Source organism: Burkholderia sp. Bp9004, assembly GCF_003858025.1.
Taxonomy (GTDB): domain Bacteria; phylum Pseudomonadota; class Gammaproteobacteria; order Burkholderiales; family Burkholderiaceae; genus Burkholderia; species Burkholderia diffusa.
In genome coordinates, this window is sequence record NZ_QTQD01000036.1 from 21123 (window position 1) to 42169 (window position 21047).

Annotated in this window: 30 protein-coding genes and 1 tRNA gene; 19 read left to right on the top strand and 12 right to left on the bottom strand. The window is 58.5% G+C overall.

The genetic code is table 11. The features are described 5' to 3' along the window. Positions 1–2: 2 nt before the first annotated feature. Positions 3–78, top strand: a tRNA-His gene (locus DIE08_RS29690). 25 nt (positions 79–103) lie between these two features. Here DIE08_RS29690 and DIE08_RS29695 read toward each other — a convergent pair. Together DIE08_RS29695 and DIE08_RS29700 are read right to left on the bottom strand one after the other, a co-directional pair. Next, positions 104–1282, bottom strand: coding sequence for a site-specific integrase (locus tag DIE08_RS29695; RefSeq protein ID WP_124905127.1), 1179 nt, complete (start codon positions 1280–1282; stop codon positions 104–106). Further along, entirely contained in the window at positions 1258–1467 is a 210-nt protein-coding gene (locus DIE08_RS29700; RefSeq protein WP_124629681.1) for an excisionase, read from the bottom strand. The genes DIE08_RS29695 and DIE08_RS29700 overlap by 25 nt, the downstream gene beginning before the upstream one ends. A gap of 36 nt (positions 1468–1503) precedes the next feature. Between DIE08_RS29700 and DIE08_RS29705 the strand changes: the two genes are divergently transcribed. Next, positions 1504–1713, top strand: a complete 210-nt coding sequence (locus tag DIE08_RS29705) for a hypothetical protein (RefSeq protein WP_124905129.1) — start codon at positions 1504–1506, stop codon at positions 1711–1713. Between the two features lie 268 nt (positions 1714–1981). On the opposite strand, the gene DIE08_RS29715 is transcribed toward DIE08_RS29705, so the two are convergent. Next, the gene (locus tag DIE08_RS29715) at positions 1982–2752 is read right to left on the bottom strand and encodes a hypothetical protein (RefSeq protein ID WP_221622480.1); all 771 of its coding nucleotides are present in this window, start codon (positions 2750–2752) and stop codon (positions 1982–1984) included. A 32-nt stretch (positions 2753–2784) separates the two neighbouring features. On the opposite strand from DIE08_RS29715, the gene DIE08_RS29720 reads away from it, so the two are divergent. Further along, complete coding sequence (locus DIE08_RS29720; RefSeq protein WP_124629684.1) at positions 2785–3027, top strand: hypothetical protein; 243 nt, start codon at positions 2785–2787, stop codon at positions 3025–3027. Between the two features lie 5 nt (positions 3028–3032). On the opposite strand, the gene DIE08_RS29725 is transcribed toward DIE08_RS29720, so the two are convergent. The 3 genes from DIE08_RS29725 to DIE08_RS29735 form a co-directional block, all read right to left on the bottom strand. Next, positions 3033–3383 carry a hypothetical protein gene (locus DIE08_RS29725; RefSeq protein WP_124629685.1) on the bottom strand — a complete coding sequence of 117 codons (351 nt, stop codon included), beginning with the start codon at positions 3381–3383 and terminating at the stop codon, positions 3033–3035. Continuing rightward, on the bottom strand, positions 3383–4981 hold the full coding sequence (locus DIE08_RS29730) for a hypothetical protein (protein ID WP_124905131.1): 1599 nt from the start codon (positions 4979–4981) through the stop codon (positions 3383–3385). The genes DIE08_RS29725 and DIE08_RS29730 overlap by 1 nt, the downstream gene beginning before the upstream one ends. Before the next feature lie 176 nt (positions 4982–5157). Next, entirely contained in the window at positions 5158–5775 is a 618-nt protein-coding gene (locus tag DIE08_RS29735; protein ID WP_124629687.1) for a 1-pyrroline-5-carboxylate dehydrogenase, read from the bottom strand. Between DIE08_RS29735 and DIE08_RS29740 the strand changes: the two genes are divergently transcribed. Beyond that, the gene (locus DIE08_RS29740) at positions 5762–6616 is read left to right on the top strand and encodes a hypothetical protein (protein ID WP_124629688.1); all 855 of its coding nucleotides are present in this window, start codon (positions 5762–5764) and stop codon (positions 6614–6616) included. The genes DIE08_RS29735 and DIE08_RS29740 overlap by 14 nt on opposite strands. 24 nt (positions 6617–6640) lie before the next feature. On the opposite strand, the gene DIE08_RS36385 is transcribed toward DIE08_RS29740, so the two are convergent. Both DIE08_RS36385 and DIE08_RS29745 read right to left on the bottom strand, forming a co-directional pair. Further along, positions 6641–6763: a hypothetical protein gene (locus DIE08_RS36385; RefSeq protein WP_260436586.1), complete on the bottom strand. Its 123-nt coding sequence runs from the start codon at positions 6761–6763 to the stop codon at positions 6641–6643. Positions 6764–6900: 137 nt separating this feature from the next. After that, on the bottom strand, positions 6901–7194 hold the full coding sequence (locus DIE08_RS29745; RefSeq protein ID WP_124905133.1) for a hypothetical protein: 294 nt from the start codon (positions 7192–7194) through the stop codon (positions 6901–6903). Positions 7195–7452: 258 nt separating this feature from the next. Between DIE08_RS29745 and DIE08_RS29750 the strand changes: the two genes are divergently transcribed. Next, the gene (locus DIE08_RS29750; RefSeq protein ID WP_124629690.1) at positions 7453–7632 is read left to right on the top strand and encodes a hypothetical protein; all 180 of its coding nucleotides are present in this window, start codon (positions 7453–7455) and stop codon (positions 7630–7632) included. On the opposite strand, the gene DIE08_RS29755 is transcribed toward DIE08_RS29750, so the two are convergent. Beyond that, positions 7616–7798: a hypothetical protein gene (locus DIE08_RS29755; protein ID WP_124905135.1), complete on the bottom strand. Its 183-nt coding sequence runs from the start codon at positions 7796–7798 to the stop codon at positions 7616–7618. The genes DIE08_RS29750 and DIE08_RS29755 overlap by 17 nt on opposite strands. Positions 7799–8781: 983 nt before the next feature. On the opposite strand from DIE08_RS29755, the gene DIE08_RS29760 reads away from it, so the two are divergent. After that, complete coding sequence (locus tag DIE08_RS29760; RefSeq protein WP_124905137.1) at positions 8782–12669, top strand: hypothetical protein; 3888 nt, start codon at positions 8782–8784, stop codon at positions 12667–12669. Positions 12670–13151: 482 nt separating this feature from the next. Here DIE08_RS29760 and DIE08_RS29765 read toward each other — a convergent pair whose 3' ends face one another. Continuing rightward, on the bottom strand, positions 13152–13532 hold the full coding sequence (locus tag DIE08_RS29765) for a helix-turn-helix domain-containing protein (protein ID WP_124905139.1): 381 nt from the start codon (positions 13530–13532) through the stop codon (positions 13152–13154). Positions 13533–13604: 72 nt separating this feature from the next. Here DIE08_RS29765 and DIE08_RS29770 point away from each other — a divergent pair, with 72 nt between their 5' ends. Further along, positions 13605–13811 carry a helix-turn-helix transcriptional regulator gene (locus tag DIE08_RS29770; RefSeq protein ID WP_124905141.1) on the top strand — a complete coding sequence of 69 codons (207 nt, stop codon included), beginning with the start codon at positions 13605–13607 and terminating at the stop codon, positions 13809–13811. A 206-nt stretch (positions 13812–14017) separates the two neighbouring features. On the opposite strand, the gene DIE08_RS35795 is transcribed toward DIE08_RS29770, so the two are convergent. Beyond that, positions 14018–14503 carry a hypothetical protein gene (locus tag DIE08_RS35795; RefSeq protein WP_185633862.1) on the bottom strand — a complete coding sequence of 162 codons (486 nt, stop codon included), beginning with the start codon at positions 14501–14503 and terminating at the stop codon, positions 14018–14020. Positions 14504–14711: 208 nt separating this feature from the next. Continuing rightward, positions 14712–14963 carry a hypothetical protein gene (locus DIE08_RS29775; protein ID WP_124905143.1) on the bottom strand — a complete coding sequence of 84 codons (252 nt, stop codon included), beginning with the start codon at positions 14961–14963 and terminating at the stop codon, positions 14712–14714. 143 nt (positions 14964–15106) lie between these two features. Here DIE08_RS29775 and DIE08_RS29780 point away from each other — a divergent pair, with 143 nt between their 5' ends. The 12 genes from DIE08_RS29780 to DIE08_RS29825 all read left to right on the top strand — a co-directional run bounded on the left by DIE08_RS29780 (position 15107) and on the right by DIE08_RS29825 (position 20860). Beyond that, on the top strand, positions 15107–15406 hold the full coding sequence (locus tag DIE08_RS29780; RefSeq protein WP_081056699.1) for a DNA-binding protein: 300 nt from the start codon (positions 15107–15109) through the stop codon (positions 15404–15406). 82 nt (positions 15407–15488) lie between these two features. Further along, positions 15489–15662, top strand: coding sequence for a hypothetical protein (locus DIE08_RS35800; protein ID WP_156429861.1), 174 nt, complete (start codon positions 15489–15491; stop codon positions 15660–15662). Positions 15663–15672: 10 nt separating this feature from the next. After that, positions 15673–16479 (top strand): ParB N-terminal domain-containing protein, encoded by an 807-nt coding sequence (locus DIE08_RS29785; RefSeq protein ID WP_124905145.1) that lies wholly within the window; start codon positions 15673–15675, stop codon positions 16477–16479. Next, positions 16476–17483: a helix-turn-helix domain-containing protein gene (locus DIE08_RS29790; protein ID WP_124905147.1), complete on the top strand. Its 1008-nt coding sequence runs from the start codon at positions 16476–16478 to the stop codon at positions 17481–17483. The genes DIE08_RS29785 and DIE08_RS29790 overlap by 4 nt, the downstream gene beginning before the upstream one ends. Beyond that, positions 17480–17656, top strand: coding sequence for a hypothetical protein (locus tag DIE08_RS35805; RefSeq protein WP_185715914.1), 177 nt, complete (start codon positions 17480–17482; stop codon positions 17654–17656). The genes DIE08_RS29790 and DIE08_RS35805 overlap by 4 nt, the downstream gene beginning before the upstream one ends. Then, a complete protein-coding gene (locus DIE08_RS29795; RefSeq protein WP_124905149.1) occupies positions 17653–18216 on the top strand; it encodes a hypothetical protein in 564 nt (187 codons plus the stop codon). The genes DIE08_RS35805 and DIE08_RS29795 overlap by 4 nt, the downstream gene beginning before the upstream one ends. Continuing rightward, complete coding sequence (locus DIE08_RS29800; protein WP_124905151.1) at positions 18216–18548, top strand: hypothetical protein; 333 nt, start codon at positions 18216–18218, stop codon at positions 18546–18548. Before DIE08_RS29795 ends, DIE08_RS29800 begins: the two co-directional genes overlap by 1 nt. After that, a complete protein-coding gene (locus DIE08_RS29805; RefSeq protein ID WP_124905153.1) occupies positions 18545–18988 on the top strand; it encodes a nuclease domain-containing protein in 444 nt (147 codons plus the stop codon). Before DIE08_RS29800 ends, DIE08_RS29805 begins: the two co-directional genes overlap by 4 nt. A gap of 62 nt (positions 18989–19050) precedes the next feature. Then, positions 19051–19323: a hypothetical protein gene (locus DIE08_RS29810; RefSeq protein WP_260436587.1), complete on the top strand. Its 273-nt coding sequence runs from the start codon at positions 19051–19053 to the stop codon at positions 19321–19323. Next, positions 19320–19568, top strand: a complete 249-nt coding sequence (locus DIE08_RS29815; RefSeq protein WP_124905155.1) for a phage portal protein — start codon at positions 19320–19322, stop codon at positions 19566–19568. The genes DIE08_RS29810 and DIE08_RS29815 overlap by 4 nt, the downstream gene beginning before the upstream one ends. A 44-nt stretch (positions 19569–19612) precedes the next feature. Then, positions 19613–20059 carry a hypothetical protein gene (locus tag DIE08_RS29820; RefSeq protein ID WP_124905157.1) on the top strand — a complete coding sequence of 149 codons (447 nt, stop codon included), beginning with the start codon at positions 19613–19615 and terminating at the stop codon, positions 20057–20059. A gap of 315 nt (positions 20060–20374) precedes the next feature. Further along, positions 20375–20860, top strand: a complete 486-nt coding sequence (locus tag DIE08_RS29825) for a hypothetical protein (RefSeq protein ID WP_124905159.1) — start codon at positions 20375–20377, stop codon at positions 20858–20860. Positions 20861–21047: the final 187 nt, after the last annotated feature.

Genomic DNA, 21047 nt, shown 5'->3' on the forward strand with positions numbered 1-21047 from the left:
TGGTGGCTGTAGCTCAGTTGGTAGAGTCCAGGATTGTGATTCCTGTTGTCGTGGGTTCGAGTCCCATCAGCCACCCCAAAGAATGCATTAACAAAACAGGCGCTTAGGCGCCTGTTTTGCTTTGCGGGGGACAACTCGGGGACAATAACGTCGATTCGAGCCTCGCCATCTCTAGAGCGTTCTGCTCGCCATCCATCCATTTCGCGTACGTTGTCAGGAACATCTCGATGCTATGCCCGAGCTGTTTCGCGCAAAAGGCTGGGGTCATTCCGGCCATCAGCATCGCCGTCGCGTAGCTATGTCGCATGTTGTACGGCCGGCGGTAGCGAATTCCGAGTCGTTTCAGAATCGGCGTCCAGAAGCTTCGTCGGAATGCGCGCTCGTCCTCCCACCGGGTGCTGTATCGCGGATCATGAAAGATCGCGGCGCCAGCGATCTGGGTGAATGAGCGCTGACGCGTCAACGCGGCTATGGCCCGGCTGTTCAGGCGAACCGTACGGGCGACCGCTGTCTTGGTTCGATCCTTGTGCTCGCCGCGGACTAGCGCTTCGGCGACCAGGATGGTCCCGTTCTGCAAATCCACATTTAGCCACTGCAGGCCAAATATCTCCGATGTCCGAAGGCCAGTCCAGAACCAGAATTCGATGAGATTGTGGACCTGTCCGGGATAAGCGCGCTCGGCCTCATCTATGATTTTTTCAGACTCGTCGCGGGAAAACGGATCGGGCGGGGGCTTTTGGTGTTTCGCACGAGGCACATTTGCCGCGGGATTGTCGGTCAACAGATTGTCTGACACGGCCAAGTCGAGCGCCTTTCTCATTACTGAGACGTAATTGTTGACCGTTTTGCCGCTCAGGTCAGGTCGGCCCGCAATCGCAGTCAATATGTGGCTCAACTTCAATCTGCGTAGGGGAGTCGGTCCGAGCGGATTCTGATTCTTGTCGCACGCCGCGGCTTTCCAGAATCGGATGGCGCTTTCGTATCCGTCTTTCGTCGACGATTCGATTCGCTGGGCGGCGAGCCAGGTATCGAGCCAGCCGCCGACAGTTAGAGTGCTGGGAGCGCCAGCGGTCGGAAAATATTCGACCAAGCTGAATGTCCCGAGACGGATCCGATCGACGATCTCCGCGATCAGGCGATAGGCATACTTCACGTTCGCGGGAGTGGGCGGCATCGGTTTGCCGTTTAGCATCAGAGTTTGTCGCTCCCGCTTGCCTTCGAGCGTAAAGTTTAGTCGGATGGAGGCTGCGCGGATTTCTACGCCGCCGCTTGTTCTACCCATTGTTGATACCCTTTGATGGAAATGAAGATTCCGCCGTCTGGCGAGCGGCGGTACTCGCGACCTTCGAGCCACTTTCCGTCCTCGATCTTTCGACGGATGGCTTTCTCGGTCAGGCCGGTGATCATTGCGGCAAGCGCCACAGTTACGTAGGGGGCAGGCGCAATCAGAGTAGGCGAGTCGACCATGCTACGATCCCTCTGTCTCAAATAAGCGTTGAACCAATGCAGAAGAAATTTGTGATGCGCGGGTACGAGATGAACTGCGAGTCGCGCGTGACGGAGGACGGCAAGTACGCCGCCCAGGTTGAGGTAACGAAGTTGCGTTTCAGTCGGGAGGCTGCGTTCCGCCAGCTTGGAACGTTCGACACTGAATCCGAGGCAGTCGTGTACGCGAAAAGCTTCTCTGTTGAGTGGCTCAGTCGCTACGGCTGATCGGTCGCTTGGCGGTCAATGACGAAGACCTCTTGGGAGCCCGCAATGTCACAAGGAATCGAGTTCGTTCGTAAATGGGATACGACTGGCGATGCAGTTCGTTTTCGTGTGCGGGTCGACGGGCAAGATCACGATGGCAGGATCTCTCATACCGCTCTGATATTCGTTTCAGGACAGAATCCGCAGACCATCGACTATGGGAAAGCCTTCTCCGAAAATTTGCAGAAGATTCTCGAAATTGTTGACTGGGTGATACGACGAGGCGCCATTAACCCTGACGGATTTTGGATCTCAGAGCGCGACGTTCGGCGCAGGCCTTAGATTCCGCACTTTCAAGGCGTCTGAATTCGACAACCCACACCCAGGGGGTTGCATCCCAGCGTTGGTCGCGTGGAGCGTTCAACCTGTCCCAGAGACACCGGAATAGGCCGCGCGCGTCGAGTGTTTCGTCCGCGTCAGGCCCGCGCCGCAGGAAGTCGATTCCCTCAGCCTCGGCGTCGATCTCACAGATGTCCTGCAGGCGCTCGACGCGCAGGCCGGTGATCTCGAGCGTGATGCGTGATGCCCAGCGTCGCATATGGATGCTGGGCGTCCATCGGACCGGCTGACTATCACCTACGTGGTGCCACTGCACATTCGGCATGGGGCCATCCGCGAGGTAAACGTAACGAGATTTCCAATCCGGACGCGCCGGCGATCCCGCCGTGCCTATCGGCCCTCTCGGTCGGCCTGCTGGAATATCAACTTCGAAAACTTCGGCGTGCGTTTCGCGCACCCACAGACGATCGCCGACCATTCCGTGAGGGCACGCAAGCTGGTGACAGTCCTCGTTGCCGCGGAGCGCCCACCAGAATCCGGTGTTCAGGTCTTCGAAGCCCCAGCACGTCGGATCATTCCAGTCCGGGCCGTGCTTCGGCCCTCCGCCGATGAAATCGACGCAGCTGCGACTCGGGATCGCGACGCGGCGCGTCTGCGTCTTGCGGCCGTCGAGGATCGCGCGCACCATGGGCCCGCTGAACAGAATTGGTCGCTCTTTCACGATTTGTTCCTCAATGCCGAATGGAGCTGAAAATGCCGCGCGAGATCATCGATGCTGACGAGCTGCTGAAGATCATCAATGACCACATGGAAGGGCTGCATGCGTGTCGAAATCTGCATGTTTCCAAGGTTGTTACGGATCCGGACCGAGCGAACGGGGGAAACTGGACGACGAGCGGGATTCGCCGGTCCGGCGTCGACCACGACCAGGTCGAATGCGAAGGTGCCATTCGAGAATTCATGGCCGGTCTGCAGGCCCGATACGACATCCGGTAGTCCTTTCACCGCCGCACCATCATGCAAAGGTCGGCGCGGCGCCTGATCTCGGACATGTACGCGTCGAGGTCGCCCGTCGTGACGACATACGTGCGCGCCGCTGCCGGGATTCCGACATAGCCGTCGCTCTGCGTCATGTTCTTCTCGGTACCAGCGAGGATGTAGTTCGGCAGCTTGACGCGCGGGCGGCGCACGCGGCTGAGCGAACCGGCGGTGACGAGCTGCTCGAGCACCGGCCGCACGAGCGCGGCCGCAGTTCCGAACCGCTTCGCGACATCGGAGGGGCTTTGCACTTCGCCTGGTGTCATCGCGGCGAGCACGCGGTCGGCCGCCGGGGTCTTCTTAGCATATGTCATCACTGACCTCCTGCGCGGACGGCGTCGATGACTGCATCCAGTTCACCAGCGCTGAGCGTGTCGCCAATGCCGTTGATCACGCTCCAGTGCTGCCCCCGCCGCAGGAGCCGATACCGCTCGGCGCAGAGCTCGTCGTCGTCCTTCACCTCGGCGCGCGGCTCCGCTGTGGGCTGCGATGCTGCCGCGCGGGCCTTCGCTGCGTCGACGAGATCGAGCAGACGCTGCGCCACCCACGTGCGATTGCGTTGCACGCCTTCGATCGGAACATGCGTGACGGCATGGTTGCTCGTCAGGAACAGCGCGGCACCCTGCATCGACTCGAACGCCAACCGCTCGTCTGGCGGCGCTCCCGCTGCGGGCGCGTCTTCGTGCGCCTTATCGCGCAGCGGATGATGGAAGCCTTTCCAATCTCCGATACGGTGGCATTTGCACGTCTCGTCTGTCGGCGCTGCAGCTGCATCTGCGAATGGTTCCGACAGTGCACGTTCCGCCTGCGCTTTCATGCGGTTCAGCACATCAATCTGCTTTTCCCAGTACGCGTCACTGTCGTCGTTTATCGCATCGAAGTGCATCACTTTGCACGCGTTCACGAAGTCACGGTGATGGCTCACCACGGCCATCAGGCATTCGCTCGCGTCGCCGGACAGCATCGCTCCCGCCACCTCAGTGCGAGGGGCGCAGTGCCAATCGTGATGACGTTCTTGCACGAGCGGCTTGATACAGTCGTCGATCCATTGCTGGACTTCGGTGCCGCTCCACATTTTCCGCAGCATAGTCGGGAAGCTCGGCAGGTCAGCAACGGCCACACGTCCTGTGGCCCGCGTCTCCAGCTCGGCTTGCTTGCGCCCGACATGCCAGTACGGCGCGAGCCAGTGATCGGCGCTCGGCGGCGGATTCGTGTTCTGGTAGCCAAACGCCATCGCGCCGTCGATCGCCCTGCACGTCAGCTTGTGTTCGGCTTCATCCGCCCCATTGCCTGTGCCTTCGAGCGGGGCGGATGGTGCGGGTTGCGTGGCGAGATGCTCCTGTTTCTCGCGTTTCCAGCGTTCGCGCATCGATTCCGGCTTCTTCTCGCGCACGTACAGTGCGACCGGGCCGTCCTCGGTGTCGTAGATCTCGAGCAGCAGCCAGCCGTCGCCGGCCGGTGTGCTCGGCGTCCAGAAGCTGCAGTTCGGATCGTTTGACTCGACGTACCGCTCGTACGCGTCGCAGTCGACGTCGGTTTCCATGCAGACGAACGTCGATTCGATGCCGAACGCGGCGAAGAACGTCTGGTAGTTCACGTCCTCGTCGAGGGCCGGGATAGCCGGATGCGTCAGCATCCCGTATTCGTCGCGCACGAACGCGCGTGGCGTGAGGACCGCACGGCGCAGCCCTTCGAGGCTGGCCGGTGCTGCTTCGTGCTGCTCGACATGGCGATCCCATGCGGCACGAGCTTGATCGACGATTGCGAAAAGACGGTCATTATCCGCAGGCGGCATGCCGAGTTCTTTGCAGTAATCCATCAATTCACACCACAGCCAGTCTCCGATGCTGCGGTGGCGGGTGCTGTAGGGTCCGGTCAGTGCATCAGCGCGGCTCTTGTCGGTGGTTGTCATATCCGTTCCTTGAATACAGTAGTGGCCGAATTCAATGCGGTTTTGGCGGAACTCGGAGGTGCTTCACGGTCTTTTGCGGGCGTACGATGGGCCCGACAGTTCCTCGTCCCATGCACGTCGCATGGTTCGTTCGCCCCGGCGAGTTTCACGGCCATCGTCGGGGCATTTTTTTGTGGTCATCGGGGCAGCCACTCGGTGCCGCGCACGATCCGGCCGATCGGTTCGAGCACAAGCACCTCGGATTCCTTTTCGCTGCGCACGAGGGCGCGGCCGCGGCGCTGGGCCTTCTCAAGCGATTCGTGGCGCTGCGGTTTGCAATTGCGGCCGACAGTCACGAACAGCGGCGCGCGTGCGCCGACCGGGCCGATCGTCAGCTCGTCGATGCGGGCCTCGAGCGTCGCAGCGTTCGCCCGCCAGGTGTCCGCCTTCAGCTGCGCGGCGTCGCGCTCGGCGGTGAGGCGCTCGATGTCAGCACGCAGCTCGGCGATGACGTGCGAGGTGTCGATTACGCCGAGGGCAGCGACCGGCAGTTTCGCGATCGCTGCGGCCAGCAACGGCGCGGGCGCGGAGGACTCGGCATCGCTTGACTGTTGCGCAGCCGGCGCGCCACGCGAGAGCCAGTACACGTATTCATTGCCGGCACCCGGGCGCTTTTCGCGCTCGACCATGCCGCTCGAGTACATCTTGTTGATCGCTTTCACGACGTCAAAATGCGGCAGGCCAATACCAGTCGCGACTGCCTTCGCTGTCGCCTCGGGCACAGTGCCGAGGAAGTTTTCGATGTCTTCCGTCATGCTGTCCTCACGCGTTCGAGGGGAAGCCTCAATGGCGGGTGCTTGGCCGCACTGGGTAGCCGAGCGTCTGCCGTTGAAGCCGGGAAGAAAAAAGAAGGGCGCCGAACAAGCCGCCCACAAGAAAAAGCCGCGCATCCAAGGCACCGAAATTTGCGCGGCTCGGGTAACGGCGCATGCTAGGATTCGCGCGTCATTTCACAACGAGGACGCGATGAGGCACTGGAACACGGTGTTCGGAATTCTTGGTGGAATTGCGATTGTGATTATGGTTTCTCTGTTCGGCGCGACATCAGCCGGAACGCAAACCTACAAGCCAGACTTCATGGCGTCATGGGTGCAAGCCACTGGGGGCATTGTTGCCATCTTTGCTTCGGCCATAATGGTCAAATGGCAGTTCGACAAGCAAAGGCTGCAGCAAGAGAACGACAAAGCAGAAAGCATTCGTAAGCGCGCCCGTTATCTTCGCCAGGTCGCGAGCGAGGCAAGCGCGGTGGCCGATCAGCTCTTGACCAATCTTCGAGATCCCGAGAGCACATTCGAGTACTTGCAGAACTTGTACGATCCGAATCGCCTTGAAGTAGTCGGTGTGGCTCTCCGTGAAATTCCGGTATTGGAGCTGCCATCTCCAGAATTCGTTATGCCAATTATTGCGATTCGAACTGCATGCGAACGCATTGCGGATGCTGCTCGCGCACTTAAGGACGCGAAAGTGCCTGGGTTAAGTGCGTATCCGAATGTCTTGCAGATGCCGGAGCACGCGGTTGTTGTGTCGCAGGCCGGCTACATCAAGTATTCGATGGAATTGATCGAAAGCTTGATATGGACGCACCACCGGGAATGAAGACGTCGCGGCAACGTGATTGGACTACGTGCAGTAGGTCGCTGCGCAGCGTGCAGTCTCGTCCCACTGTTGTGTGGTGGCGAGAACCAGGATGGCGACAATCAACACGCCAAGACTTTTGAGCCACAGGATGAGAAGGGTTTTCACGACCACACTCCCATCAGCGCTTCGATCGGGGGAGCGACGGCGCCGGCAAGCAGGTAGAACCCGGCGATCACACAGAATGGAATCCAATCTCGATTCATCGTTACCTCACGTTGTTATTTGACCTGGCGCTGCAGGTATCAGACGATGGCGGTCAGCGTCGCGCCACCGTCGCCGTGCTCGGTGCGAAGCATCAACGGCGCTCCACCGAATAGCTCAGGGCGAAGTTCTCGCAGAGCGTTGCTGAAGTTCTTCGGTGCTTCGAAGCCGTCGCCGAGCAGGGCGGTTGTGACGGCGAGTTCGGGATCGTCGTCACCGGGCGTGAAGAACGACGCGACGATCGGTATCTTGTGTTCCTTGCAGATTGAGATGATCTGCGTCATGAGCGGCGAGATCTGCTCGTCGTAGATCTGTTCCTTGGTGGCCGTGGTCATGCGTTTCTCCAATATGATTAGGAATGCGAATACATGACAACGCTCAACGAACGACACTGGCGTTCAATGTCGTCCGATCAACGCTGTCGAAACTCTCAAGGGCGCGCACACGGCAGGGTGCTGCCGCGCTGGGTTGATGGGTGCGGATGTCCGCGAACGAGTGCGCTTTTTTGAGAAATTGAGGGAATGTTCCTTGCGATAATGGATGCGCCGAGCTGAGAGGCGGCATCCATTAACCACCGTCACAAGGAACGACCCATGAGTGAGCAAAACGAAGACAGCAAAGCTACAAAGATCCTTGTCGAACTGATTCGGAGCGGATCATTGAAACTCCCTAGTCCTGACCGCATCGGGGATGAGGCTGACGCTGAGGCGCTTGGAAAGATCGCCGCAACATATCTGCGCGCGATTCATAGCGGTCTTAAGGCGATTGATTGAGCCGTTTCGAGGTCGCCAGTGCTTTGTCCACGGCAAACACTGAGTCGATCGCTCGACCGATGAAGGAGTCGAGTGGTTCGACGCCGTGCGGCTGATAGCGAATCATGTCGCGCACTAACTCGAGTGCCATGCCGGGAGTGAGGTATTCGAGCTTCTGCTCTGCCATGTCGATCTCCTGTAGTTGATGGCCGATACGCTTTCGTGGAAAGCGCATTGGTCATCGTCGCTTCACTCGCGCGCCCGACTACTCCCGGTCGTGCCGGCTCCGGGCCGCGCGAGGTTTGTGCCGATTACGACGCCATCGGACACGTGTTGCTGGCTGTCTTGCATCAGGCTCGTTCGAAGCACAGCGGCTTTCCGCTATGTCCGTCCTGACTCACGACGCAGATCTCGCCGGCCTGTCGCTTGCGTGAGCAAGCTCGGCTTACCTTCGATTGTTAGAGAGCGATCCGCCTGGGGCGGTGGCGCAGCGTCCTGTGCTGCGTTGAGATAAATAATCACATACGTGATCTATCGTGTCAACACATTTGTGTTTATTTCGCGCAAAGCGATCGAGATAAACGTATGAACGATATCGACTTGGCGGAGATGTGCGCCTTGACGGATAAAACTGCTGCTGAGCAGGTCTCGAAGGCTATTGTTGTCTGGTAGCGGCCAGTTCCTGAGGGGCTGTATTGGTCGATCGCGATTCGCGGGGGAATGACATTTCCTTTGTCAACTCGGTCTGCCATTCCGGATGCTCATGACGGATGCCTCTCGACCCAAAGCCGTCATTTGAGTCGCTGTAGTGGCTACGACCGCTTTCGAGCATCAAGAGCCATCCTGCTACGCGATTTCCGGAGGCAAGGGATTCCCCCGGCCCCGCACTGTCCATCCGGCGCATACATTGGCAGGAGCAACCATGCAAGGTTGGCAGCGGTCTCGCGCTTCAGGAAATTTGACCTAGGTGCAACGTTCCCCGGACTTGGGCACTCATGCCGATCGCGTTAATGCGCATCAAAAGTGTCGTGTAGTCCAATCTTAGCGGTCGCAGGGGGCAGCAAGAAGGTCGTAACGACCGAAACCTGTGTTCGATGCGAGCCGAGAGACTAAACTCTGGGTCAATCGGCGTAACGGCGTGGTGTCGTTCGCTATGCAAGCACACGGAAAATGATTTTCAATATCTCACCCACCCAGATTGAATCTCTGAACGGCTTGCAACTGGTCGAATTGTTGCGAAAGCTACTTCATGCCGAAGCACAAAGCGCAGGAATAGCCCTGCGGGGCGTCTCCGTGCCCCTGCAGATCACCATTGCGGACGGCGGGGAGGATGCCCGGGTGCAATGGAACGGTGGGAATGAAGACACTGACTATCTCCCTTGCCGCATGAATGTATTCCAGTCCAAGGCAACAGATCCCGAGCCAGCTGGCTGGAAGAGGGAGGTCTGGACAAAGGCCTCACAGAAAGAAGGTATGCCGCGGGTATTGAACGACGCCGTTTCGGCCGCGATTGCCGCACGCGGTGCATATATTGGATTTACGTCGGCTGCGATCGTTGGTAACAAGCTAACTCGGCGTATCACCGGAATCAGGGAGGGCATTCGCGAGGCTGGCGCGAATCCCGACGATCTGATTGACATCAGGATCTATGACGCCAATCAGATCGCAGCCTGGGCCAGCCAGCATCCTTCCGTCGCGGTCTGGCTGAACGAAGCACAGACCGGCCTTCCTTTGGGCGGGTTCCAGACGATTGACAGTTGGGGCAGACGCGCCGATTTTGCTACCATCCAGTTCGTCGATGATGAGGCTCCCCGCTATGACGTCGGCGAGAGTGGCAACGGAAAAGCCCATTCCGGCGATGTGCTGAATTCCCATCAGGCACGCGAGCGCATTTTTGAGCACATAGCCGAACCGAAGCGATGTGTTCGTGTCATCGGTCCTTCCGGGATCGGCAAGTCTCGCTTCGTATATGAGCTATTCCGTGACCGGAACACCTTGGAAAGAGTCATCACAGGCGTATCGGCGATCTACTGCGACTTTCGGAGCATTGGACAGGAGCGTCTTCTCCAGGTTGTCAAAGCCATGGCTGGGCGGAGCGTTCCGGCGCTAGTCGTTGTCGATGAGTGCCCGCGTGAATCAGCGTCAGTTTTGGCGGACATCGTGTCTGACGCGCGTAGTCGACTTCGACTGATCACGATCGATATAGACGATCGCACGATTACTGCGGAGAGTGTTCTCAATATTTCGGTGTCTAGAAGCGATGATGCGCTCGTTGAAGGAATCATTCGGCAACGGGCCCCGACAAGAGACGGCACAACGATTTCTTACCTCAAGAATCTCAGTGGCGGGTTTCCCCGAATCGCCGTTCTTGCCACGGACAATCATCTGGGAGGTATGCCGGCACTTAAGTCCATGGAGGACGTGGTCGAACGGGTCTTGACAGGCTGTGGCGTTGGCGAGCGAGAGCAAGTACGCGCCATCGAATGCTTGGCGCTATTCGATCGCGTAGGGGCTGAAGACAACGTGGCAGGACAGCTCGATCTCGTTGCCGAACGGCTCGCGCGGCAATCCGGTGACGAAATGTATGAGCACCTGTCCGCGGCATCGAGGCACGAACTGGTGGGCCGCCGCGGTCCATTCTTTCGGGCGCAGCCATTGCCCATCGCCGCCTTTCTCGGCGCCAGAAGAATCGAGCTACTGCGCACCGAAACGATCATCCATTTCATCGAGTCTGCTCCGAATGAGCTGGTGGTCGCGCTTTTAGAGCAGTGGCGGTATTTTGATCGGACGCGCGCCGCCGTCTCGGTGGCCGAAAGGCTGGTAGGGCGAGAAGGGCGTTTCGGGACGCTGGCCGCTTTGAGTTCTGAGTTTGGAGCTCAATGCCTGCACGCCTTATGTCACGTCGCACCGGACGCCTGCGCCGAAACAGTATGGCGAGTCTTCGGCGAAATGCCGCTTGATGAACTCAGGGAGCTCGGAGATGGGCGGCGTTTCCTCGTGCACACGCTCGAAAGACTTGTCTTTCGCCATCAGTCGTTCCATTTGGCAGCTCATCTTCTGATGCGTCTCGCAGCAGTCGAGACGGAAAACTGGAGCAACAACGCAACGGGTCAGTTCAAGCAGCTGTTCCAGATAGATTTGAGTGGCACCGAGGCAGAACCTTCGGAGAGGTTTGCGGTAATAGATCATGGCATAGCATCTGGCGACGAGCGAATCATTGCAGTATGCATCGAGGCGCTCGAGGTGAGCCTTGGCCGCACATATTCCTCCCGTATCGCGGGCGCTGAGGAAATCGGCAGCGAACCGCCATTGCGGGATTGGCATCCGCAAACTTGGGAGGAGGTATTCGATTTCCATCGACGAAGCCTCGTTACGCTTGAGCGGATTCGTTCCACGTATGCGTCTTTCGAAAGCCGCTGCGATGAAGTTCTTGCAACGAGTCTGCGGGGAATTATCTGCGAACCTCTCATCGCCGAAATTGAGACAGCCGCGAATGCCGTCGCGCAGCGGCGTGGCGTCTGGCTGGAAGGAATTCGGGCGGTTGGATCGTGGCTCTATTTTGACCGCAAGGCCTATCCAGAGGAATTGCAGGGTCGAGTAAGGGATTTGTATGACAAGTTGATGCCGACGGACCTGATTCACCTCGCCCTTCTTTACACAAAGTTCTGGGCGAGTGACCTTTACGACCCCGATCTGGAATACGACCAGAGTGACGATACCACTCTGGCCTTCGATTACTCGTCGCGAAAGGCCAAAGAGGTTGCCGTGCAGATTGCGCAGGACGATGAACTGGTCGCGCGTGCAGTTCGCGAAATGGCGCCTCAGAAGCTCAACAACTCCCAGCCCTTTGGCTACGAGCTGGCAAGAAAAGTCGCTGACCCGCTGGCGACTTTCAGGCTTGCTGTCGAGATGATTAGCGCCTCCGCGAATCTGGAGGGACTAGGATTTCTTCAGGGCCTGCTCGGTGGTATCGACGACCGCGACAGTGACGTTGCTGATGAGTGCGTGCGACTGGCGCTCGAGTGCGACGCGCTAAAACGCGGAGCCATCAATATCTACACATCCGTGAAAGTCTCGGCGGAGCGGCTCAAGGAAATCGTCGAGAGCGTCAAGGCAGGGACCCTGGCCGCGGCTGAGTGCGTCTATCTATCCTACGGCCAAGGGTTAGCGCACATGAACGCCAATCAGATCCTCCCGTTAGTCGACGAACTTGCGAACAATCACAATGGGGAAGGCGTCTGGTCTGCCCTTGAAATCATCGCGATGTACCAGCATGGTCGGACTGATTTCGATTCTGGCCTAGTTGAACGCTCGAAAAGCATTCTCGTATCACCGACGCTAGTTGGGAAAGTCAGGCGTGGCAACCGGAACGGCTACCTTTTCGAAAACATGGCCAGGCTACTTCACGAACACGCTGCACTTGACGACCGTTTTGCGGCGAAGTTGGGCGAGCAGTTCGTCCGTCTCTGCGTACTCAGCAAATATGATGCCTTCGATGCGCTTGATGATGCGGTCCGGAAGGTCGTCAAACTCCTAGTCACAGAACGGCCGCTCGAATTGTGGGAAGTGGTTGCGCGGTTTGTAGAGCGCGCAACCCCGACCGAGCGATCCCGCCTGACTCGGCTCGTCGGGCAGTCAAGCAGAGGGTTTAGGCGTCAAGGTGATAGCGAGAACGGCGCAGGTCCCTTGTACGGGATTCCAGAGTCAGAGTGTTTCGCATGGGCGGATGCCGATGCGCCAAACCGCTCGCCGTTTCTTTGCGAGTTCTATCCGCTCTTTGACAAAGATGATGCTGGAAATATGATGTGGAACCCTGCCATGGAAAGGCTCGCGGCCAGATACGGCGAGCATGCAGCATTCCGTGATGCGCTCACCAGCCGACTCCATATTGGCGCCTGGTCGGGTTCATTGATCCCTTATCTCGAGGCCTACTTCGTTCCTCTCGAGATCTGGTGCCGCCATACAGTTTCCCAACTTGCTCAGTGGGCGAAGAAAACGCGCCGCGCGCTCGACGTGCGCATCGCGTCAGCAAAGCAGATGGAAGGGGAGGAATCTTGATTGGGCGAAGTTTGATTATCCGGCGTTCGCTCGACGAGGAACAGAGCAGAGGCGACAGATCCCGTGCGGACCATGCGTGACGAGAAGCAGCCGTGCTCGGTCGGTCTTATGCAACCGCCGAAGCTGGTTGAAAGCTAGTCGATTCCTTGGCAAACTACTGTTCATATATACAGTATTTTGAGATTGCTGGAATACGAGGGCGGCCGATGAGAGAAGAAGCAACACCGCACCTTCGGTGCAAACCGGGGGATCTGGCAAGGGTGATCCATTCGATTAATCCTGCATTGATCGATCAGATTGTCGTCGTCGAAGGGTGGAGGGAGGAGCATGGCCGCTGGGCCGTTTGCCTTCTGGGAAGGGCGGTGCTGGGTGTTACGTTATCGGACCAAGAGCCGATCATCACATCTCGGTATGGATTTCGCGACTCATCTCTTGAGCCACTGCCGCCGGAAATTGCCGTGCCGTGCCGCGCTGAAAGACGGTTAGTCACCCGCGCCGAGATTGTCTGATGCGTGGAGCATCCGAAGTATCAGCTTGAACGTGGTTTCTGGTTCGCCCGCCTGATCGGCCTTTATGATGGCGTCGATCACTGCGCGGGCTGATTCGCTCGCGCTCGTGATCGCGTCGTCGTAGGTGGTAGGGGCTTTTGAATTTGCTGCTGGCTCGCCTCGCCCTTCGGCAAGCCATAGAGCGTTGACTCCCAGAACAGCTGCGATCTGCGGGAGGCGTCGGGCGCTATTGCGAGTTCCAGCCTCCAAGTTTCCTATGGTCGACTGGGATACGCCGGCTTTCTTGCCAAGCTCTTCTTGGGACAAGTCTGCCTTCTGGCGGGCCCACTTCAGTCTGTCGGCTAATGTATACATATCACAATCGTAATAGGTAGCGCCATTCGATTTGTGTTGACGTAGTCAAACACAAATGTGATACTTGGGCGCATGGATATTCAACTCGTCATCACCGAGCTGCTCCGCTCGGGCCTGACCCAGGCGCAACTTGCCAGGATGATCCCGTGCTCTCAATCGCTCGTTTCGGCACTTCTCAACGGAACGAGGGGGGCGCGTACGTCACACAAGATCGCAAGCAGAGTGGTGGAGCTTCACCGGTCACATGTGGCGAGCATTCGCCAGGCGGAGATCGCATGACGCGCCTGTATGCACGTCTGGTCTCTGGTTCGACCGTCCGAAGCCCGGTCCCTGGATGGAGAGCACCCGAGTGAACATTCCCTTCGACGCCATTGTGTTTGCAAATGGGCATGTAGTCATAGAGTCATCCAGTGAGTTGATCGAATTCTGGGTTGAACTCGGACCTGAGGTTGGCTGGGGCCGATTCGAGCGCTTACCAGGGCCTATCACGAACCGATGTGAAGAGCCGTTTGTACTGCGTGAAGTGCGCCCGGCGCGTGAGACAGCGCCAAGTCCAGTAGCTTCATCGTTAGGTGTTTTGTGGCGTCGGCAGGCAGCGATCGAAGCGCATCGACGAATCGAGGCTTATCGCCGGCAGGTAGATCGGATTCCATGATCTTCGATTCGATGAGCGACTTGATTGTGTCTTCGTGCAGCTTGATCGTCACGACGCCGAGGATTGCAGAGAGACCACCATCCTCAGCAAGGAAATCCATCCCGTCTTTTGTGATGCGCGCTGGCTGGTAGTGGAAGGAGCTATCGAGATTGGGTTTCACGGAATCAGTGATTAACCCGTGCTCCGCCAAGTAGTAGAGGTTCGCTGAACGCGCTTCTTCGGATACATCGCCAACGAGTTCAGCATGTCCCAGAGAAGGGTAAATCTCAGCAAGTGCCGTCAAGACTTCCTTTTGATATTCGCGGTCGAGTTTCATCGGGATCTCAATATGGAGATGGGTTCAATGGAAGAGGGTTGTGTGAAGCGCCTGTACACACGTGTGGTCCGCTGGCTTCGGGTGCGGTGGAATTTCGAGGTCCATCGCTCAGACGGATATGCCGTGTTGCATGCCGATGGGGTGCGCGGGATCGACCCGGCGTCCGGTCGGGTCATATGGCGCATATCGAAAGACGGGGCGATCGAGATTACTGGTGCCGCAGCACAGCCCTCAGAAGATCGCTCCGATCGGCAAGTAGAGCTCTGAGGGGGCTTTCGAACGCTTCTTGGTCGCCAGAGGACGGCGGCGACGCCAAGAAATAGGAAACGCTGTCCTCGAGTGCCGTTTGGTTGAAGGTGGGTGAGTCTTGAATCGACGCCTTCAGCGCCGCAAGCGCGGCGAGAACGCCGTAACGGAAGCTGTCCAGTTCGTTGAGTATTTGTTCGTTTGATGTGGTCATGCGAACCCCGTTGTGTGGTTGTTGAAGAGGTTAGAGCCTTCAATTCTCGCATAGCGGTGGTTCGCATCCAGTTGTGATGTATGCAGTTTAGAAAATTCGACCTTCAAGGTCATTCAATCAGATTTGAACGGAGTTGAGTTGCTATGAGCACCATTGAGGTCATCCGGAAACCGAGCATCGAGCGGGCATTTCGGGAAGCGCTGAGCGATCCGCGCAGCCGAGGGCCGGTGGCGGATGCGCTCGGCTGGGACGACTCGCAGGTGAGCCGATTCCTGTCGGGGAACCTTGGCGTTCCGATCAACAAGATCGACGCCGGGCTGAATGCGCTCGAACTGCGCGTGGTCTCGCGGGAGTATCTGGACGGGCTGTCGACGATGAGCAAGGTCGGCGTGAACTGCCACTGCGCACGTGAAGGTTTCGGGGAGTGTGGCGGCCGGTGGTGATGTAAGCGACGGGCCCGGGTAAAAGCGTTTTCGACGGAGAACGTTTCTATACGGGTTCAGTAATCCTAATAGATCGAGATTTATGGAAACCACGCAGATCAACCAATCGGCCGATACGCATGAGCGGAACGAGATCGGCTCCCACGAAGTGCGGCGCATAGTGCGCGACGCCAGCCAACACCCGACGTATCCGCGCAAGTGTCTGTCGTGCGGCGCGCTCGAATCTCTCGACGGCTCCGTGCCGTGCGGTCACTGAGGATCCTCGAATGGCAAAAAATTCCATCGACGTCTACGGAGCGAAGGGCAAGGGAAACGCGCTCGACTTCGATCCCGACAAGCTCATGCTTGTAATCGATCCGGCTCATCCGCTCTTTGACGAGCGGGTTCATTGGCCGGTCGACGAGAGCATGGTCCGCAACATCATGTTCCAAGGCGTGATCCAGCCGATTGAGGTGACGAAAGATCCGGATACCGGTGAGGTGCAGGTTGTCACCGGGCGGCAACGCGTAAAGGCTGCCCGGGAAGCGAATCGTCGATTGATCGATCGTGGCGATCCGCCGATCACGGTGCCAGGAATTGTCCGCCGTCTCGCGCGCAACGAGCGCGCATCGGTATTGTCGGCCGCGATCGCCAGCGAGAACGCGATCCGGCAACAAGAGACACCGCTTTCCATGGCGGCGAAGATGGCGCGCCAGCTGCGCATGCGGTCCGAGGACGATGTAGCAATTCTGTTTGGGTGCAACGTCCAGACAGTTCGCGCGACCGTAGCTTTGCTCGACTGCTGCGAGGACGTTCAGAAGGCCGTCGACACCGGGCAGATCAATGTCACGCATGCGCGAACGTTGGGGAAGCTTGAGCCTGCCGAACAGCGTGCAAAGGTGAAAGTCGTTATTGCGGCTGGGGAAGGCAAGCAAGGGCATGAACGGTCGCGCGCGCAGAAAGCCGCGCTTACCGGCAATGCAGCCCCTCGCATGCGCACCCGAAAGCAGATTGCCGCGGAACTGGCGACGGCGACGGGCGAGCGCGCGGACGCTCTCCGGTGGGTGCTCGGCATGGTCGACGAGGCCGCATGAGCATCAAGGTCCAAACGATGGTGTGGGACCGGTATCCGGGCGAGGACCATGAACTGTTGCTCGCCCTCAAGCTGGCCGACTACTGCGACGACAACGGAGAGCACATTTTCCCGAGCATCGAAACGATGGCGGAGAAGACACGCCGCTCGGCGCGTGCTGTCCAGTATCAGATCAAGAGCATGGTTGAGCGCGGCTGGTTGATTCTGGTCGCGAACGCGAGCGGCGGCCGTGGCCGTGCCTGCGAATACCGAATCAATCCCGATTGGATAAACGGTGCAGAGATTGCACCCATTTCCGCTGGCCAAAAGGGTGCAACGGATGCACCCATCGAAAAGGGTGCAACGGGTAGCAAAAAGGGTGCAACGAGCGACACAAAGGGTGCAATGGGTTTCGCAAAAGGGTGCAATGGGTTGCACCCGATTCACCATGAACCACCACAGGAACCATCAGAGAACCACCAAGGCGCACGGCGTGCGCCGCGAGTTGCGTTGCATGCCGAGCTGCGCTCGATCGAACTGCCCGACTGGCTGAAGTTCGAGGATTGGGACATGTGGTGTGAGCACCGCGAGGCAAAGCACAAAGACGCCCCTTGGACTCGCCCGGCGGCAACCGTATCGATCCGGAAGCTGACGAAGCTGCGTTCGCTGGGGCAAGACCCGACGGCGTGCATCGAAGAGGCAGTGCTGCGTGGCTGGACGGGCTTGTTCCCGCTGAAAGGGGACGTGGCCGCGACGTCATCGGGTGCTGGCATCACTGTCGCACCGGACTGGTGGAAGACCGCGCCGGGCATCCGCGAGAGAGGCAAGCAGCTTGGTATCGAGGAAAAACCGAATCAGGTGTTCGAGCAGTACAAGGCGCGGGTGTTCAAGGCAGCCGGACCAGGCGAGTGGATGGAGGACATGCTGCGCACGGTTAGCCGCGAGAGCGAAGAGCGCTACGAATCGCTGTACGCCTATTTCAACGACATTCCGCGCGAACAGGTCGCGCAGCAGGCAGCGGAATGACGGCCGGCGAGTGTCGCGAGCGGTTCATGAACGCCGTGCGGGACGCACGGGCCGGCAAGAACAGCAAGACTCACGCGCTCATCGCATCTGTGCGCGAACGCTTTGGGAATGCGGCAGCCGAGACGGCGCGCCGTGAGTTGAAGAATTACGTGGATAGTGACAGGAAGGCATGACGAAACGAACCACTTGGCCGATGCGCGTCGATGTGGGTACTACGAAGGTCGCCACAGCGCGCGTGCGCAACGACTCACGTTCAAAGATGACTGCGGCGCAAAAGGCCGTTTTTGATGTGACGGGCAACCGACCGCAGGTCGACGCTGGTTTCGACGACATCAGTGACGGAATCGGTGCGGCACCGGTGGCGACGCCGGCTTACCGCCAGTCTGACGCCAAGACCCGCATGCAAGCACTTGGACGTCTGAAGGCTGGCGAGATGAACAAGACCGAGGAACGCTATGCCAAGCATCTGGAGTCGCGCAAGCAAGCCGGAGAAATCGCCTGGTATCGGTTTGAGGGCATCAAGTTCCGGCTCGCTGACAACACGTTCTATACGCCGGACTTCGCTGTGATGCTCGCCAACGGCCAGCTCGAGGCGCATGAGGTCAAGGGGCACTGGCAAGACGACGCGCGCGTGAAGGTGAAGGTCGCCGCGGATCAGTACCCGGTGCGGTTCATTGCGGTGAAGGCTGGTCGTGCAGGGGACGGCGGCGGTTGGCAAACGGAGGAATTCTGATGAGCGGCGAAAAGATGAGCTTCACGCAACGATGCATCTGTGAGCGTCTTGGAGAAAGTCCCGGCATTACGTTGCGGGCGCTTTCATCGCAGCTCCGATCCACGCCTGACAGCATGAAGCGCACCGTGAACCGTCTGATTTCTACCGGGTATATCAGGCTGGGGCGGCGGGGCAGGAAAGGTTACGAGTTGCATCTCACTGGCAAGGCCTTCCCAGCATCAAACGAGGTGATGCCGGCCGATAAACGCCGGCACGTCGCGTTCGAGGTGGGAATTGCCACGGTCATTCCGGCGATACGCGCGATGGTCGATGTTGGGCGAGCGTCGGCATGAAGCGCTCAGGATTCAAACCGCGCACGAAGCCGATGTCGCGAGGGTCATGGTCCCGGAAGAGTTCGCCGTTGCCGGGAGCGGCCCCGCAGCAGGTGACGAAGCGCCGCCGCCCGAGACGACCGACCGTCGGAGAAGGTTCGAGGTATCTGGAGGCCTGCCGCGGCGAGCCCTGTTATCTGCGCGTGCCAGGCCTTTGTCGGCGGAATCCAATCGACGAAACCGTGGTGCCGTGCCACTCGAACCAATCGCGCCACGGGAAGGCTGGTGCGATGAAGGCGAAGAACGAATTCACGGTTCCTGGTTGCGGAGCCTGTCACGCGTGGATCGATCAGAACCGCGTTGGTACACCCAAGCAGGTCAAGTTCGATGTGTGGGATCGGGCATTTGAGGACTGGGAGCCGGTTCGGTCCCGAAAGATGGGAGAGGCAAATTGCCAGTGAGGATGTGGGTGCATATCCCTGCGGGGATGCGTAGTACGCCCCGTAAGCGAGGCATGGGGGCGATGGTCATTACCGAGATCACGCGAAAGATCGATGCGACTGTATTTCGGCTGGCGCGCATTCCGACCGTGAAGCGGCAACTGGTAGCTGCGGTTGAGGCGGACGTGTTCGTTCCTGAGATGTACCGAACGCATATCGCGAAGGGCGATCCGCGCTGGGTCGCGCCTGGCGTGTTCCGAACGAAGCTGTATTGGGTGGACAACCAGAAGTCGCGTGTGCTCGGGCAGTTCCTCGCTAGTGGCGCACTCGAGATCGACCTGAGGGATGAGACATGAGTGCTGCTGCGTGCATCTCATACAGCGACGTGCCTGAGCGGCTTCTGATCTCGGCGATTCGTCACTTCGATGGGCAAACGGGAGCGGATCTCATCGCGTTCGACGAATGCCCGTTCTCAGGAGAGGTCACTGAGACGGAACATGGAACGCAGGTCTCGTTTCCATGGCCCCGTAACCGGACGATGCGTCATGCGATCGGTGACTGGCTCACGCACCACGGCATCAACTTCACGGTCGTCATGTAACGACGAATCACCGGCCTCTCAAGCAAATCGAAAACGGGAACAACATGACGATCGACGAAAGCAACCAGATCGAAGAACTGCTCGGCGAATGGTACGACTGGCAGGCAGGGTATGTGCCGAGCCTTGGCTATGGGCGCATCGATCCGTCGTGCCGTGGCTTCTCCGAAGACGAGCGCACGCTGACGTCCGACGAGCGCTCGGAAGAGGCAGACCGGAAGGCGGCGAAGAAGCGGGCGGAACAGGTCGACGTGTGCGTTGACGCTCTGACGTGGCAGGAGCGCGCAGCAATCCAGCGACACATGAAGGCGAAGCGAATCGGCGCGATGAACGCCGCATGCGGCGCAACTGTTTGGAGCAATCCGCGCGGACTCGATCTGTCGGATGTACATGCAAGCTATCAGGCCGCGAAAGCGCAACTGTATCTGCACGTGGAGCGTCGGGGCCTCTTGGTGAAAGAACAGTACAAGCCTGTTCGCGATCCGCAATATTAACCACGTCGGGTGCGAGGGGGCTCGAGAATGCGTGCCGGCTTGCCACGCTGCTTTTTTTGCGTTTCCCACCTTGCTTGCGAGATGTGATTTACCGGTCCGCCGATTAACTGAGATCTGGATGTGGTAGTCTCGTTGCGCTTGGTTTCCAAGCATTAAAGAGATCAACAATGGGCGACTACGTCGGGGGTTGCACTAATGGGACATAGGCTTAATATCGAGGTCTTCGATCTGCCAAATGGTTCGCGCGTCATCGAAGCGTATGATCGGAGACAAGGGGATTTGAAGAGGCGAAATAAAACGGTAAAGAGAGGGAAGGTGTCGCACGAGGATAAGGCTAAGGCGAAAAATCTAGTTAAAAATAATGATCCTGATAGCTGGCAACGTTTTAAAAACGGCGAGGCCGGCAGCAACCCTGACATCATTCTCGATCGTGACACTGGAAACATCATCCTCCGGCCGGTCAAGCGCGATGGGAAAGTAGTGGGGGAAGAGATCTGGACAAATGTGGGCAAAGACGAAATACCGGCCGATCTCTACGATCGGTTGCGTCACGCTAGATTCATGACTGACTCGGACCCACTGGTATCTGTACTAAGCGGTTTGATTGTCGGTGAACCTCACTCGAGACAGGTGCTCGAGGCAGTGGAAGATGCAGTTGAGCATCTCTACGATGTCCAGTCTGACAAGGGCGTCCGAATTGAGGTGGCTGGCTGCGCCATTGCTATCCGACTTCATAATGATGGAGTTCGCGTGCGAATCATACTGCCGCAGTTCACTGAATTTGACGATGTCCGAGTGTGACGATTGTATTCGCCGATCGCGGCCCCGCAGTACGCGGGGCCTTTCATTTTCAGATGATGTCGCGTCAATCGTCGGCGCTGCTTTTAGAAACATGAACGCGAAGCGGATCGGCGCGATATAACGAGGTATGTCGCGGAAAAGTCTAGAGCAATCCGCGCCGACCCGACCTGTCGGACGCACATGCGAG

Coding starts and splice junctions, on each gene's coding strand:
- DIE08_RS29740 (WP_124629688.1), top strand. CDS start 5,762: ATGTCTTCCGTCATGCTGTCCTCACGCGTTCGAGGGGAAGCCTCAATG.
- DIE08_RS29735 (WP_124629687.1), bottom strand. CDS start 5,775: ATGACGGAAGACATCGAAAACTTCCTCGGCACTGTGCCCGAGGCGACA.
- DIE08_RS29820 (WP_124905157.1), top strand. CDS start 19,613: ATGACGATCGACGAAAGCAACCAGATCGAAGAACTGCTCGGCGAATGG.
- DIE08_RS29760 (WP_124905137.1), top strand. CDS start 8,782: ATGATTTTCAATATCTCACCCACCCAGATTGAATCTCTGAACGGCTTG.
- DIE08_RS29775 (WP_124905143.1), bottom strand. CDS start 14,963: ATGACCACATCAAACGAACAAATACTCAACGAACTGGACAGCTTCCGT.
- DIE08_RS29770 (WP_124905141.1), top strand. CDS start 13,605: ATGGATATTCAACTCGTCATCACCGAGCTGCTCCGCTCGGGCCTGACC.
- DIE08_RS29795 (WP_124905149.1), top strand. CDS start 17,653: ATGACGAAACGAACCACTTGGCCGATGCGCGTCGATGTGGGTACTACG.
- DIE08_RS29730 (WP_124905131.1), bottom strand. CDS start 4,981: ATGACAACCACCGACAAGAGCCGCGCTGATGCACTGACCGGACCCTAC.
- DIE08_RS29780 (WP_081056699.1), top strand. CDS start 15,107: ATGAGCACCATTGAGGTCATCCGGAAACCGAGCATCGAGCGGGCATTT.
- DIE08_RS29805 (WP_124905153.1), top strand. CDS start 18,545: ATGAAGCGCTCAGGATTCAAACCGCGCACGAAGCCGATGTCGCGAGGG.
- DIE08_RS29785 (WP_124905145.1), top strand. CDS start 15,673: ATGGCAAAAAATTCCATCGACGTCTACGGAGCGAAGGGCAAGGGAAAC.
- DIE08_RS35795 (WP_185633862.1), bottom strand. CDS start 14,503: ATGAAACTCGACCGCGAATATCAAAAGGAAGTCTTGACGGCACTTGCT.
- DIE08_RS29720 (WP_124629684.1), top strand. CDS start 2,785: ATGCCGCGCGAGATCATCGATGCTGACGAGCTGCTGAAGATCATCAAT.
- DIE08_RS35805 (WP_185715914.1), top strand. CDS start 17,480: ATGACGGCCGGCGAGTGTCGCGAGCGGTTCATGAACGCCGTGCGGGAC.
- DIE08_RS29725 (WP_124629685.1), bottom strand. CDS start 3,383: ATGACATATGCTAAGAAGACCCCGGCGGCCGACCGCGTGCTCGCCGCG.
- DIE08_RS29705 (WP_124905129.1), top strand. CDS start 1,504: ATGCAGAAGAAATTTGTGATGCGCGGGTACGAGATGAACTGCGAGTCG.
- DIE08_RS29790 (WP_124905147.1), top strand. CDS start 16,476: ATGAGCATCAAGGTCCAAACGATGGTGTGGGACCGGTATCCGGGCGAG.
- DIE08_RS29695 (WP_124905127.1), bottom strand. CDS start 1,282: ATGGGTAGAACAAGCGGCGGCGTAGAAATCCGCGCAGCCTCCATCCGA.
- DIE08_RS29745 (WP_124905133.1), bottom strand. CDS start 7,194: ATGACCACGGCCACCAAGGAACAGATCTACGACGAGCAGATCTCGCCG.
- DIE08_RS29750 (WP_124629690.1), top strand. CDS start 7,453: ATGAGTGAGCAAAACGAAGACAGCAAAGCTACAAAGATCCTTGTCGAA.
- DIE08_RS29800 (WP_124905151.1), top strand. CDS start 18,216: ATGAGCGGCGAAAAGATGAGCTTCACGCAACGATGCATCTGTGAGCGT.
- DIE08_RS29700 (WP_124629681.1), bottom strand. CDS start 1,467: ATGGTCGACTCGCCTACTCTGATTGCGCCTGCCCCCTACGTAACTGTG.
- DIE08_RS29765 (WP_124905139.1), bottom strand. CDS start 13,532: ATGTATACATTAGCCGACAGACTGAAGTGGGCCCGCCAGAAGGCAGAC.
- DIE08_RS35800 (WP_156429861.1), top strand. CDS start 15,489: ATGGAAACCACGCAGATCAACCAATCGGCCGATACGCATGAGCGGAAC.
- DIE08_RS29810 (WP_260436587.1), top strand. CDS start 19,051: ATGGTCATTACCGAGATCACGCGAAAGATCGATGCGACTGTATTTCGG.
- DIE08_RS29815 (WP_124905155.1), top strand. CDS start 19,320: ATGAGTGCTGCTGCGTGCATCTCATACAGCGACGTGCCTGAGCGGCTT.
- DIE08_RS29755 (WP_124905135.1), bottom strand. CDS start 7,798: ATGGCAGAGCAGAAGCTCGAATACCTCACTCCCGGCATGGCACTCGAG.